The organism is Ruegeria sp. G2 (assembly GCF_056533505.1).
This window is the reverse complement of the sequence record NZ_JBQFON010000003.1, coordinates 261791-274359: the sequence shown is the minus strand read 5'-3', so window position 1 is coordinate 274359 and position 12569 is coordinate 261791. Positions and strand designations below refer to the sequence as shown.

Below are 12569 nucleotides of genomic sequence, written 5' to 3'. Positions count from 1 at the left end.
CCGATACCGAAAAGTTGGGCTGATATCAGTCTGTGCCGGAGCGCCCTTTGTAGAGATACAGATTGTCGGGCTTGGTCGCGGCGTCTTCGTTATATCCCAGCGCCGTTCTGGGGTCGGATGCAGCGACACCTGCAACGTCGCCTTTTTGCGGAATACGCAGTGGGCCCAGCGTATGCAGATAAGCATCCGCCCCGCTGGTACGGTCATAAACCGGGAAGTCCGCCTCGCGGTCACGGAAACTCTTGAGAACCTGCCCCAGACCTTTCAGTCCAACTTCACGTTGGCGACGGACCTGATCCAAATCGATCTCGATGGGGAAGATGTCCTCTTGCCCTGCCGATTGGTGCAGCACAGTGGCCGATGGGTCGACGACCAGCGAGCGGCCAACGCCCCCAGCGGCCAGCCCGTTCACATCGAACACATAGCATTGGAACTGCGCGGCGGTCGCCTTGGCAATCGATAGCTCGGCCTCGCGGTCGGTTGTGCCGGTCAGGACCGGATGCAAAAGAACCTCAACCCCCTGAGAAGTCAGGTGCCGTGTTGTTTCGGGAAACCAGATGTCATAGCAGATCGACAGGCCAAACCGGCCCACTTCCGGCACGTCGAATATGCAGAACTCGATGCCTGAGGCGATGTTTTGTTCATAAGGCTTGAACGGGAACATCTTGGAGTATTTCGAAACGATCTCACCATCCGGGTTGATCACCAAGGAAGTATTATAAATCCGCCCATCCTCGCGTTTCTCGAACATCGAGCCAGGGATCAGCCAGATCCCGTAACGCCGCGCCGCGTCCTGAAAGCGCGACAGGTCGTCATTGGGAAAGGGTTGGGCAAACCGGTCGAGCGGACCATGAGGCGCCAGCTCGCTGAACAAGGCCATCTGGGTCCAGGGAAACCGAGCCATCATGATGTCGATCCGATGCAACATAGCGTCGACATTCGACTGCAGCGCGCCGACATGCATCTGGATTCCGGTTATCGCAAAGGGGGTCATATTTCGTTTCTTCTCATTTTCTCGCCGATTGCGACCGCCGCTATGATCCGGCGCTCTTCATCGGAACACAAAATCGTGTATTCACGCAAGCCTGCTGTCCTCAGGCCAATTGTTTTGGAAGATTCCGGCGTCATAGAGCCTCTTCCTCGGCTGCATCCTCTGTCAGTGTTTCCACAAAATCGATATCGTTGCGGACCCAGAAGAACCGAAAGCCACAACTGCGCAGCCATTTTTCAAGGCGGTCCAGGCTGGACCATTCCCGCCGAAGACCGCGGGTGGATTCGACCAACGCCCATTGGCTATCGACCAGAAAATACACCGTCCAGGTGTTGGGATGCGTCGAGTGGTTGGCAAAGCCGCCGCTGACCACCTCGCGCGCTGTGCGCACAGCGACAGGGTAATCTCCGATGCGGTTTTCAGCAGCAAGAATCGCCAGATCGTTTTGACGGATCGTGAAAGTCGGGAACGGGGCGACGCTCATGCAGCCTCGGTCTGTACGGCGTCGAGCAGCGCCTTGCGCCGTTCACTGATCTCCGCCGGTTTGAGGTTTTCGATACGGGTCGCAAGCGTCCAGACATGGCCGAAGGGATCGGCGATTGTAGAGCAGCGTTCACCCCAATAGGTATCGGTCGCCTCGGCAATCAGGCGGGCGCCATTTTCCAGCGCGGTCGCGAGGGTCGCGTCAGTGTCTTCGACATACATGTGATGTCCAACCGGTGTGACCGTGCCCGAAACGGCGGGACCATGCGCACCCCAACCCGCGGTGACAAACAGCATCGAATTCCCGATCTTGATGGTGGCAAATCTCGGAGCCTCTTCCACGTCGCGGGCCTGAACCTTCGCACTAAAGGCGCTTTCGTAGAACTGCAGCGCTGCGGGTACGTCACCAACGGCAAGCGACGCGGTGCAGGTACGATAGCCACGGGGCAGAGTGGCAGGCTTCTTCATAATTCCGGTCCTCTCCGAATTGGGCGACGGTCGCCCTAAGTGACATGCAGGAATTTCCCGCACTATGCATCATACTGTGGCTCATTCCGGCGGGGCCTGCAACACTATGATGCATAGTGCTTATTTTTCACTCCAAATGCTCAGAAAGTTGGCGGTGTGCAGGCGCTGATGATCCGGCAGACTACGGGGCCGACCTTCCGGAACCGTTGCGGCGTGCGACTGTTGAAGTAATAGGCATCGACCGGGCCCAGAACCTTGCGTTGATCGCCCACCGTCACCTCGACCCGGCCCGAAATCACGACGCCGCCCTCTTCCACCTCATGGCCATAAATCACCCGCCCTGTGTCGGCGCCAAAGTCATAGGTCTCCTGCAAGATCATCATCGCGCGCGCATGCAGGTTTGAGCCCAACTGCCACAGCGACAGCCCGCCCTTGCCGTTCTTGGTCAGTTCTTCAGCAGCGTAGAACACTGTCTGCTCACTTTCGATCTCGGACGAGAAAAAGTCCGACATGCTGATCGGGTGGCGCTGTCAGACGAGTTCGAACCAGTCTCAGTTTGCCTGAGAAACCGCGAACCTATCCGGAACAAAGTTGACGCCACTCGGCGAGAGCGGCGGCGCGGGTCAGCTTGAAGGTGTCTCGGCTGGCTAGCGATCTTTCCTGGTTGAAGTGGTTGTATACGGAGGAATGGACGGCGGCGAATTTCTGCAAACTTCGCATCCGCCTGACACGTTGCATGGCGCGTTCACGCCGTCGGAAAGGAAGATGTGAATTCTCGACGCGGTTGTTGAGCCACCTGCCCGTCTGTTGTTTTTCGAGTGCACCCAGCTCTCTGAGCGCGGCTCTGTATGAGGCGAAGCGATCCGAGACGACCTCTTCGGCGCAACCATGTCGCTTCATCAATTTCTTGAGGAATTTAAATGCTACAGCTTTGTTTCGGCGTTTGTTAACAACGGCTTCCAGCATCTCGCCTTCGTGATCAACGGCCCGCCAAAGATAATGCCGTTTGCCATTCACCTTCACAAAAACCTCATCCACATGCCACTTCCGTTTGGAGAATGCGCGCAGCTGCTGAACACGCTTTCTTTGGATCTCAGCGCCAAACATTGGGCCAAACCTATTCCACCGACACCGGACAGTTTCGTGGCTCACGTCGATGCCTCGCTCGTGTAACAAGTCTTCGACATTTCGAAGCGAGAGTGGGAAACGGATGTAAAGCATCACCGCAAGGCGGATGATCTCGGGGCTGGTTTTGAAGTACTTAAAAGAGGCAAAATTGGTTATGGGCAAAAGCTACGCAAGACCCCTGCCCGCCTCAAGCCAAGTTCTTCTGACAATACCTTGCCGTAAATTGATGTTCTGCAGGGACACAGCCTTTTTGACCTCTGGGCGAGAACTCAAGCCGGTTGAGATTCTTTTGGAATAATCGCCCCCGAATGCATCACGATCTGCGACGCGAGAGAATGCCCGTACTTCATGGCTACGCTAGTATCTCCGGTCTGCAGAAAACGGCCCAGAAAACCACCATTAAAACCATCTCCCGCCGCAGTTGTGTCGACCACTTTGTCCACCGCTTGGAACTGCTTATCTGGTTGCGGGCCTTTCAAGCATAGCGGACCTCGATGACCACGTTTCAGAGCCCCATTTTCGATACCATATGTCTGGAAGCGTTTGACAACTTGATGTTCTGAAATCTCGTCAAACAGGGTCAACTCATCATTCAACGAGGGCAAAGCAATGTCACATTGTCGCCAAGCAGCTTCGACCGCGGTCAAAGCAACGCTCTTTGATGGCCACAATGACGGGCGATAGTTGCTGTCGAAAACAAACTTTCCACCCATTGTGCGATAAGTTGGCAACCAATTTAGAAAGGCGTGACGGATATTCTCATCTAGAATCGCAAGCGTGATTGCCGAGGCGTAGACAACGTCATATTTTTCGAGGGACTGAAATGGATGACGTTCATTCTGCTGAAAGAGCAGACGCGCGGCGGATTGATGGCGCCAGTATTGGAAACTGCGCTCTCCGGATGGATCTGTTGCGATAGCATAGACACCGGGCAATCGACCTTCGATCCTTCCCAAATCGTTGATGCCAATTCCCTCCGCCTGAACAAATCGAGAGATTTCGTCAGAGAAGTGGTCGCTTCCCAGCAGACTGACAAGACTGACACTGTGTTTGGCAGGCAAGGTGCGGCGTAAATAGATCGCTGTGTTTAGCACGTCACCCGCAACTCCGATTCTGGCTGTACCGGGAATGGTAGTGGCAACCAGTTCCATCATGACTTCACCGATGCAGGCGACTTTCAAAGATTTCATTGGCCGTACTCCTTACCGGAACATTGCTTTGCATCAGTGATTGTGTCTGAGGGCGAACTTTCGTTCGATGTCCTGAAATTTAGGTGCCTGCCTCAGCACCATGCCTTCCGAAAAGGGTTGAACAGAGTCTCGGAACATTTGCTGCCATGGGGTTTGGCTTGCTGGGGCCTTGAAGCCTCCCGCGTTCTCCAGCGCCCTTCGTCGGTCAGCCAATTCTTCATCGGCGATCAATACATTGACCGTCCGATTGTTCAGATCTACCCGCACCCGATCTCCGGTCTGCAATATTGCGAGACCACCGCCATCGGCTGCCTCGGGCGAAGCGTTCAGGATTGAAGCGGAACCGGATGTTCCCGATTGCCGCCCATCTCCGATACAGGGAAGGGCGTGAACGCCTTGTTTGATGAGGTATGAAGGCGGCCGCATATTTACCACTTCGGCGCCGCCCGGGTACCCGATCGGCCCTGCGCCGCGCATCACTAAGATGCATTCTTTATCGATTTCAAGGACCGGATCATCAATGGTTTCGTGAAATACCTCTGGCCCGTCAAATACAATGGCGCGCCCTTCAAACGCGTTCGGATCGTTTGGATTGCAAAGATAGCGCCGGCGAAAGGCATCACCGATGACCGAGGTTTTCATAATGGCGCTGTCAAACAGATTGCCCTTCAGATTGAGAAAACCGGCATCCTGCAAAAGAGGATTTTCCACCGAGCGAATTACATCCGCGTTTGTAGCCTCAATCCCGGAGTTGTTTTGGGCGATCGTCTTACCGTTGGCGCAGATCACATCCGGATGCGGCAGCAATCCTGCGCGCATTAGCTCAGCGACAACAGCAGGCACACCACCAGCGCGGAAAAAGTCCTCACCCAAATACTGGCCTGAGGGCTGAACATTTGCCAACAGCGGAATGGCGTGACCCAGACTTTCCCAATCCTCATTGGTCAACTCGATACCCAGATGGCGGGCAATTGCGTTCAGGTGAATCGGCGCGTTGGTCGATCCCCCCAGCGCAGAGTTGATGACGATGGCATTCTCGAACGCTTCGCGGGTCATGATCTTGCTCGGACGCAAATCCTCTCGTACCATTTCAACAATGCGCAAACCGGTATAGTAGGCCATTTGCCCACGTTCCCGATACGGCGCGGGAATGGCGGCAGAACCCGGAAGTTGCATACCCAACACCTCGGCGAGAGAGTTCATGGTGGATGCAGTTCCCATTGTATTGCAATAGCCAACCGAAGGGGCGGATGAGGCGGCAAGCACAAGAAACTCTTCTGCGTCGATTTCACCTGCCGCCAGTTGTTGCCGCGCCTGCCAGATAACACTTCCCGACCCGGCCCGTTCACCCTTGTACCACCCATTCAGCATTGGCCCGACTGACAGCGCGATCGCAGGAACATTTACGGTCGCCGCAGCCATTAACAGCGCAGGCGTTGTCTTGTCGCATCCAATGGTTAGCACAACCCCATCAATAGGATAGCCAAACAGTGTTTCCACTAGTCCCAGATATGCCAAGTTCCGGTCCAGCATGGCGGTTGGGCGTTTTCCGGTCTCCTGAATCGGATGCACCGGAACTTCCAGCGCAATACCGCCAGCGGTTCGAATGGCCTCGCGCGTGCGCTGCGCGAGCTCAAGATGATGACGGTTGCAGGGTGAAAGGTCGCTGCCGGTCTGGGCGATCGCGATGATCGGTTTGTCGGACCTCAATTCTTCCAGTGTCAGCCCGTAATTCAGGTATCGCTCCAGATAAAGAGCCGTCATCTCGGGATCATCGGGATTGTTGAACCACTCACGCGAGCGAAGCTTGGTCATGTCACCGCCCCACCCATGCGCCGTCATTGGCGGACGAAGATTGGGCCGCCGCTATAAACCACATCCCGTCCAGACCGTCCTGCAAATTCGGGATCAGCGCATTATCGGTGCCCGAGGAAATCACATCGGCGATGTCATTGTAGAGTGTTGCAAAACCTTCCAAATACCCTTCAGGATGTCCTGGCGGGATGCGGGTCCAATCCGGGCCCGTTCCGGCCCCACCCCGGGTCAGGATCTGTTTCGGTTCGCCAAAGCGCGTGTAGCTCATGTGGTTGGGGTTCTCCTGTGCCCATTCGAGCCCACCTTTGTCGCCATAGATGCGCAGGCGCAGACCGTTTTCGCAGCCCACCGCCACCTGGCTGGCCCAAAGCATTCCCCGCGCGCCGCCTTTGTATCGCAGCAGGATATGTGCATTGTCGTCCACCTTTCGGCCAGCGCCAAAGCTTTGCAGATCCGCAGACAGCGCCTGAACCTTTTGTCCGGTAACAAAATTGGCCAGATTGAACGCATGGGTACCGATGTCACCAATTGCTCCAGCCCCGGATCGGGTCGGGTCGGTGCGCCAACCGGCCTGCTTGTGACCGTCCTGTTCCAGCGGTTCGGTCAACCAGTCTTGCGCATATTCCGCCTGTACCAACCTGATTTGCCCCAAATCACTGCGCGCAACCATGGCGCGGGCCTGCCGGATCAGCGGGTAACCAGTGTAGTTGTGGGTCAGAAAGAACCGGGCCTTGCTGGTTTCGGCCGCAGCCTTAATCGCATCAGCTTCCTCGTTGCTGGCAGCAAGAGGTTTGTCGCAAATCACGTGGATACCCGCATTCAGAAACGCAGCGCTGGGACCAGCATGCATGTGGTTGGGGGTCACGATGGCAACCGCATCAATCCCATCCGGGCGGGCAGCCTCGGCCGTTGCCATATCCTCGTAAGAGGCATAAGACCGGCTCGATGCGATCCCAAGTTCAGCGGCACTGGCCGCCGCCCGATCCGGGTCCGAGGACAGAGCCCCAGCAACAAGTTCAAACCGACCGTCAATACGGGACGCAATACGGTGCACCGCGCCGATAAAAGCCCCCTGCCCGCCGCCAACCATGCCCAGTTTCAAACGTGTCATAGCCCCAGCATCCCCTTGATCATTGCCTCATCCCGCTCGCCACCGGCGAAGTCGTCAAAGGCTTTCTGTGTGACCTCGATCAGGTGTTTCTTAATAAACGGCGCGCCCTCGGCCGCGCCCTGTTTGGGGGATTTAATGCAGCATTCCCATTCCAGAACCGCCCAGCCGTCATAGCCGTATTGGGTCAGTTTCGAGAAGATCCCGGCGAAATCCACCTGGCCGTCGCCAAGCGATCGGAACCGGCCGGCGCGGTTTACCCATCCCTGATAGCCAGAATACACACCTTGCCGCCCGTCCGGATTGAACTCGGCGTCTTTAACATGAAATGCGTTGATGCGGTCATGGTAGTGATCGATGAACGCAAGATAATCCAACTGCTGCAACAGGAAGTGGCTGGGATCGTAGTTGATCATCGCCGCCTCGTGCCCACCGCAGGCATCGACAAACATCTCAAACGTTGCACCGTCAAACACATCCTCGCCCGGATGGATTTCGAACCCGATATCCTGGCCGTGATCGGCATAGTGGTTCAGGATAGGTGTCCACCGGCGACCAAGTTCGGCAAAGGCTTCCTCGATCAGCCCGTCGGGCCGCTGTGGCCACGGGTAAAGAAACGGGAACGCCAGAGAGCCGGTGAAACTGACCGTGTGCTTCAGGCCCAGCCGTTCGCTGGCGATCGCGGCTTTCTTCATCTGATCCACTGCCCATGCCTGACGCTTGGCCGGGTTACCGCGGCAGTCTTCCGGCGCAAAGGCATCAAATGCTGCGTCATAGGCCGGGTTTACCGCGACCAATTGGCCTTGCAGGTGGGTCGACAGTTCGGTGATCTCGACCCCTGCATCCGTACAAATACCTTTGACTTCATCGCAATAGGTCTGACTGTCAGCGGCCTTATCCAAATCAAAAAGACGCGCGTCAAAGGTCGGTATCTGAACCCCTTTGTACCCAAGCCCGGCGGCCCAGGCTGCGATTTCAGAAAGTGAGTTGAACGGCGCGTCATCCGCCGCGAATTGCGCCAGAAACAGAGCTGGCCCTTTGATCTGAGTGCTCAATTCGGTCTCCTTGATGTTCGGACGTTAAAGGCTGTGAAGGGCGCTACGGTCGGGCACTTCCAGACATTGCATGGGTGAAATATCGGGGTTCTGGATCGCCTGAATTGTGGCCTTGGCGAGAAATGCTCCGGTCGTATCCACGTTCTCGTGCACCACAATGATCTCAGGGCGCACAAATTGCAGCATTGGAATGGCCTCTTTCGACACGATGTCGAAATCGCGCCCAACCCGGAAATCCAGGCTTTCCATTCCAGCCACAACCGCCATGGTTGCGTTGGTCGAGGCGCATATGAACCCGTCTATCTTGGGGTCTGCAGCCATCTTTCGTGTCGCCCACTCACGGGTTTCGAATGTGGTGGCATCGCTGTGCACTTGTTGTGCAACATGCAGATTCACACTCTGCTTTTCAGCCGCCGCCTTTGCCCCGTTCACCATCTCCAATGCATAGTTCTGATCAAGCGGAGGGGCGACCAACACAAGGTTTCGACGCCCCTTGCGCACAAGTTCATCGACCCCCAGCCGTGCATATGTGAAATTGTCGAAATCGTAATAGGCATGCTGTCCGGCCCATTTGGTACGACCATGGGTGGCAAAGGGAAACTTGCGGTCCATAAGGTATCTTGCGCGCGGGTCCTCGGTCCGGACCTGATTGAAGATAATGCCATCGGCCGTCTGATTTTCGACGATATAACGCACCGACTCCATTGGATCATCATCAGGCAGGATCGGAATCACGTTCAGATGATAAGGGGTCTCTCGAAGGGAAACCCCGATCGACGATAATAGGCGCGCAGTGACATTCATCATTTCGCGTTCAGTCGACATCACCAGTGAGATCACATTGGTGCGTCCGGTCCTCAGACCAACGCCAGCGCGGTTCGGGACATAACCGAGGTCTTTGGCGATCTGCCGGATCTTTCTCTTGGTTGATTCGCTGATATCTGGCGCATCCGCCAACGCGCGCGAAACGGTGGGAACCGCCATTCCACTCACTTCCGAAATGGTCTTGAGGGTCGGCTTTCGAGAGCTTGATCTGGGCGCATGGCTTTTATTTTTCATCGTTTTCACCTTCGCTTTGCTGAGGCCTATCAGAACTGCAGGGCGGTATCTGATGGCGTCAAATCTATCCAGAAAGAAAACGGTTGCAAGTGCAATCTAAAACGTTATAGAAAAATCTACAACGATTTAGTTGGGAGGAAAATGCAATGAAGATCAAAGCCGCACTGGCAACCACTGCAGCATTTGTTAGCGCTAGCGCGTTGAGTGCTGCCGATCTTGAGGTGACACATTGGTGGACATCCGGAGGTGAAGCGGTTGCTGTTTCGGAATTCGCCAAGGCCGTAAATGAAAAGACGGCGCATAACTGGGTAGACGGCGCGATCGCCGGATCCGGCGGCACGGCGCGTCCAATCATCATCAGTCGCATCCTGGGAGGTGATCCAATGGCAGCGACACAGCTGAACCATGGCCGTCAGGCGGAAGAACTGATCGAAGCAGGCCTGATGACGGACCTCACCGATCTGGCCGAGGCCGAAGGTTGGAAAGACTTCGTTTATCCTTCGTCCCTGCTAGAGGGCTGCACCTACGAGGGGCGCATTTACTGCGTTCCGGTGAACATTCACTCGACCCAATGGCTGTGGCTCAGCCACGACGCCTTTGAACAGGCCGGTATTGAGGTACCAAAGGACTGGTTCGAATTCGTCGCCGCCGCACCCAAGCTGGAAGAAGCCGGATTGGTGCCGATGGCACAGGGTCAGCAAGGCTGGCAGCAGGCGATCGCGTTCGGCGCATTGTCAATCAGTGTGGTCGGGATCGACACCTGGAGCAAAGTTGTCGTCGAAAAGGATGCCGACGTAGCCGGCGGACCGGAATATGCCAAGGTGTTCCAGGCTTCGGCTGATGCCCGCGAACTGGCGCGCAACAGCAACGTGCAGGACTGGAATCTTGCCACCAACATGGTGATCACCGGCAAAGCGGGTGGACAGATCATGGGTGACTGGGCTCAAGGCGAGTTTGCCGTAGCTGGTCAAGTGGCAGGCGAAGACTACACCTGCCTGCCAGGTCTGGGCCTGAACCAGGTCATCGACACCGGTGGTGACGCGTTCTATTTCCCCGTCGTCGACGACCCCGATGTAAAAGCTGCACAGCTTGAGATGGCCTCGATCCTGATCTCGAAAGAGGCACAGGTCGCCTTCAATCTGGCAAAAGGTTCGCTGCCCGTCCGGGGTGACATTGATCTGTCGACGGCAAATGACTGTATGCAGAAGGGTCTTGCGATCCTTGCAGCGGGTGGCGTGTTGCCCAATGCGGACCAAACTCTGTCCGCAGACACTCAAACTCAGATCAAGGATCTGATGGCCGAGTTCTGGGCTTCGGACATGACCGCCGAAGATGCACAGGCCCGGTACGCGTCGATTATCGCGTCTGCCGACTGAGCCTGACATGTCGGGGCGCGCTACTCCCCCCGCGCCCTGACCCTTAACAGGGTTACCCATGACACTTGCAGATACCGCACGCGTATCCGACAACCCGGTACGCCGTCCAAAACAACTGTTTCGCAACCTAAGCGCTAAATTCGCCTCGATCCCGATGATCCTCACGGCACTTGTGGTGTTTGTCGGCGGCACGGCGTGGACAGTCGCACATTCCTTCACCAAGTCTCGCCTGCTGCCAAAGTGGGACTTTGTTGGACTGGATCAATATGAACGGCTCTGGAACAGCAACCGCTGGATCATCTCGGTCGAAAACCTATTGATCTATGGTGTCTGCTCACTGGTTCTGACCATGGTCTTGGGTTTTACCCTCGCGGCCCTTCTGGATCGCAAGATTCGGTTCGAGGGCGCGTTTCGCACCATCTTTCTATATCCTTTCGCCCTGTCCTTCATCGTTACCGGTCTGGCCTGGCAATGGATCCTGAACCCCGATTTCGGCATTCAGGGCGTTGTGCGCAACATGGGTTGGGAGAGCTTTACTTTCGACCCGCTCAACAATCCGGACATCGTTATCTTCGGCATCCTGATCGCGGGCCTTTGGCAGGGCACCGGTTTTGTAATGGTCATTATGCTGGCCGGTCTGCGCGGAATAGATGAAGACATTTGGAAAGCCGCACGAGTCGATGGCATCGGCATCACCAAAACCTATGTCCGCGTGATCATCCCAATGATGCGCCCTGTTTTCGTGACCGCCTTGGTCATCATCGCCAGCGGCATCATCAAGCTTTACGATCTTGTGGTCGCGCAGACCAATGGCGGCCCGGGCATCGCATCCGAAGTCCCGGCCAAATACGTCATCAACTACATGTTCGAAGCGCAGAACCTTGCGCAAGGCTTTGCTGCCTCAACCATGATGTTGCTGTCGGTCATCATCGTGCTGGTCCCGTGGGCTTATCTGGAATTCGGAGGAAAGAAACGTGGTTGATGCGACATCCCAAACCGCTGGACGGATTCTGGAAGGCCCGCGCGGAAGCAAGCCGAAATCGCGTCTCTCGCGCCGCAACATATTCCTCTATGGCACGTTGCTGTTGGTTTCGATCTACTACCTGCTGCCGCTTTACGTGATGATCGTAACCTCGCTGAAGGGGATGCCGGAAATCCGGTTGGGCAATATCTTTGCGCCACCTGTCGAAATCACTTTTGAGCCGTGGGTAAAGGCCTGGGCAGAGGCCTGTACGGGCATCAACTGCGATGGCCTGAGCCGTGGGTTCGGAAACTCGGTGAAGATCCTGATCCCATCGCTTATCCTGTCTATTTCGATTGCAAGCGTGAACGGCTACGCGCTTGCCAACTGGCGGTTCAAAGGGTCCGAAGTGTTCTTTACCATCCTGATCATCGGGGCCTTCATCCCCTATCAGACCATGCTCTATCCCATCGTGATCATCCTGCGAGAGATCGGGTTGATGGGCTCGCTCTGGGGGCTGGTTCTTGTACACACCGTGTTTGGGATGCCGATCCTGACTCTGCTGTTCCGAAACTACTTCACCTCGCTGCCGGAAGAGCTGTTCAAGGCCGCCCGTGTCGACGGTGCTGGGTTCTGGGGCGTCTATTTCCGGGTGATGCTACCCATGTCGATCCCGATTTTCGTGGTCGCGATGATCCTGCAGGTCACCGGCATCTGGAACGACTTCCTGTTCGGCGTGATTTACACAAAGCCCGAAACTTACCCCATGACGGTGCAGCTGAACAACATCGTGAACTCGGTCCAGGGCATCAAGGAATACAACGTCAACATGGCCGCTACGCTACTGACCGGCCTCGTCCCTCTCGTCATCTACTTTGTCTCCGGCAAACTCTTTGTGCGCGGTATCGCCGCCGGCGCCGTGAAAGGTTGACCCT

At 56.1% G+C, this 12569-nt stretch carries 13 protein-coding genes; 3 read left to right on the top strand and 10 right to left on the bottom strand.

Annotation, left to right across the window (positions count from 1 at the left end):
- Positions 1-25: 25 nt before the first annotated feature.
- From ACR0DU_RS08390 to ACR0DU_RS08345, 10 genes are all read right to left on the bottom strand, one after another.
- Positions 26-994, bottom strand: a complete 969-nt coding sequence (locus ACR0DU_RS08390) for a carbon-nitrogen hydrolase family protein (RefSeq protein WP_480873599.1) — start codon at positions 992-994, stop codon at positions 26-28.
- Between the two features lie 130 nt (positions 995-1124).
- Positions 1125-1475: a hypothetical protein gene (locus tag ACR0DU_RS08385; RefSeq protein WP_010442678.1), complete on the bottom strand. Its 351-nt coding sequence runs from the start codon at positions 1473-1475 to the stop codon at positions 1125-1127.
- Positions 1472-1942, bottom strand: coding sequence for a VOC family protein (locus tag ACR0DU_RS08380; RefSeq protein WP_480873597.1), 471 nt, complete (start codon positions 1940-1942; stop codon positions 1472-1474). The genes ACR0DU_RS08385 and ACR0DU_RS08380 overlap by 4 nt, the downstream gene beginning before the upstream one ends.
- A 140-nt stretch (positions 1943-2082) precedes the next feature.
- Positions 2083-2454 carry a cupin domain-containing protein gene (locus ACR0DU_RS08375; protein WP_480873595.1) on the bottom strand — a complete coding sequence of 124 codons (372 nt, stop codon included), beginning with the start codon at positions 2452-2454 and terminating at the stop codon, positions 2083-2085.
- A gap of 64 nt (positions 2455-2518) precedes the next feature.
- Positions 2519-3226: an IS6 family transposase gene (locus tag ACR0DU_RS08370; protein ID WP_480873778.1), complete on the bottom strand. Its 708-nt coding sequence runs from the start codon at positions 3224-3226 to the stop codon at positions 2519-2521.
- Between the two features lie 113 nt (positions 3227-3339).
- On the bottom strand, positions 3340-4260 hold the full coding sequence (locus tag ACR0DU_RS08365) for a sugar kinase (protein ID WP_480873593.1): 921 nt from the start codon (positions 4258-4260) through the stop codon (positions 3340-3342).
- A gap of 33 nt (positions 4261-4293) precedes the next feature.
- Positions 4294-6102 (bottom strand): IlvD/Edd family dehydratase, encoded by a 1809-nt coding sequence (locus tag ACR0DU_RS08360; protein ID WP_480873591.1) that lies wholly within the window; start codon positions 6100-6102, stop codon positions 4294-4296.
- Positions 6077-7186 (bottom strand): Gfo/Idh/MocA family protein, encoded by a 1110-nt coding sequence (locus ACR0DU_RS08355; RefSeq protein ID WP_480873590.1) that lies wholly within the window; start codon positions 7184-7186, stop codon positions 6077-6079. Before ACR0DU_RS08355 ends, ACR0DU_RS08360 begins: the two co-directional genes overlap by 26 nt.
- Complete coding sequence (locus ACR0DU_RS08350; protein ID WP_480873588.1) at positions 7183-8238, bottom strand: sugar phosphate isomerase/epimerase family protein; 1056 nt, start codon at positions 8236-8238, stop codon at positions 7183-7185. The genes ACR0DU_RS08355 and ACR0DU_RS08350 overlap by 4 nt, the downstream gene beginning before the upstream one ends.
- Positions 8239-8262: 24 nt before the next feature.
- A complete protein-coding gene (locus tag ACR0DU_RS08345; RefSeq protein WP_480873586.1) occupies positions 8263-9297 on the bottom strand; it encodes a LacI family transcriptional regulator in 1035 nt (344 codons plus the stop codon).
- A gap of 146 nt (positions 9298-9443) precedes the next feature.
- On the opposite strand from ACR0DU_RS08345, the gene ACR0DU_RS08340 reads away from it, so the two are divergent.
- The 3 genes from ACR0DU_RS08340 to ACR0DU_RS08330 are packed head-to-tail and all read left to right on the top strand — an operon-like array spanning position 9444 to position 12565.
- Positions 9444-10673, top strand: a complete 1230-nt coding sequence (locus ACR0DU_RS08340; RefSeq protein ID WP_480873584.1) for an ABC transporter substrate-binding protein — start codon at positions 9444-9446, stop codon at positions 10671-10673.
- A gap of 58 nt (positions 10674-10731) precedes the next feature.
- Positions 10732-11655: a carbohydrate ABC transporter permease gene (locus tag ACR0DU_RS08335; protein ID WP_170780558.1), complete on the top strand. Its 924-nt coding sequence runs from the start codon at positions 10732-10734 to the stop codon at positions 11653-11655.
- The gene (locus tag ACR0DU_RS08330; protein WP_170780559.1) at positions 11648-12565 is read left to right on the top strand and encodes a carbohydrate ABC transporter permease; all 918 of its coding nucleotides are present in this window, start codon (positions 11648-11650) and stop codon (positions 12563-12565) included. Before ACR0DU_RS08335 ends, ACR0DU_RS08330 begins: the two co-directional genes overlap by 8 nt.
- The last annotated feature ends 4 nt before the right edge of the window (positions 12566-12569 follow it).

Excerpts from the sequence above, each read along its gene's own strand:
- ACR0DU_RS08340 (WP_480873584.1), top strand. The coding sequence starts at position 9,444 with ATGAAGATCAAAGCCGCACTGGCAACCACTGCAGCATTTGTTAGCGCT.
- ACR0DU_RS08380 (WP_480873597.1), bottom strand. The coding sequence starts at position 1,942 with ATGAAGAAGCCTGCCACTCTGCCCCGTGGCTATCGTACCTGCACCGCG.
- ACR0DU_RS08355 (WP_480873590.1), bottom strand. The coding sequence starts at position 7,186 with ATGACACGTTTGAAACTGGGCATGGTTGGCGGCGGGCAGGGGGCTTTT.
- ACR0DU_RS08375 (WP_480873595.1), bottom strand. The coding sequence starts at position 2,454 with ATGTCGGACTTTTTCTCGTCCGAGATCGAAAGTGAGCAGACAGTGTTC.
- ACR0DU_RS08390 (WP_480873599.1), bottom strand. The coding sequence starts at position 994 with ATGACCCCCTTTGCGATAACCGGAATCCAGATGCATGTCGGCGCGCTG.
- ACR0DU_RS08345 (WP_480873586.1), bottom strand. The coding sequence starts at position 9,297 with ATGAAAAATAAAAGCCATGCGCCCAGATCAAGCTCTCGAAAGCCGACC.
- ACR0DU_RS08365 (WP_480873593.1), bottom strand. The coding sequence starts at position 4,260 with ATGAAATCTTTGAAAGTCGCCTGCATCGGTGAAGTCATGATGGAACTG.
- ACR0DU_RS08385 (WP_010442678.1), bottom strand. The coding sequence starts at position 1,475 with ATGAGCGTCGCCCCGTTCCCGACTTTCACGATCCGTCAAAACGATCTG.
- ACR0DU_RS08335 (WP_170780558.1), top strand. The coding sequence starts at position 10,732 with ATGACACTTGCAGATACCGCACGCGTATCCGACAACCCGGTACGCCGT.
- ACR0DU_RS08360 (WP_480873591.1), bottom strand. The coding sequence starts at position 6,102 with ATGACGGCGCATGGGTGGGGCGGTGACATGACCAAGCTTCGCTCGCGT.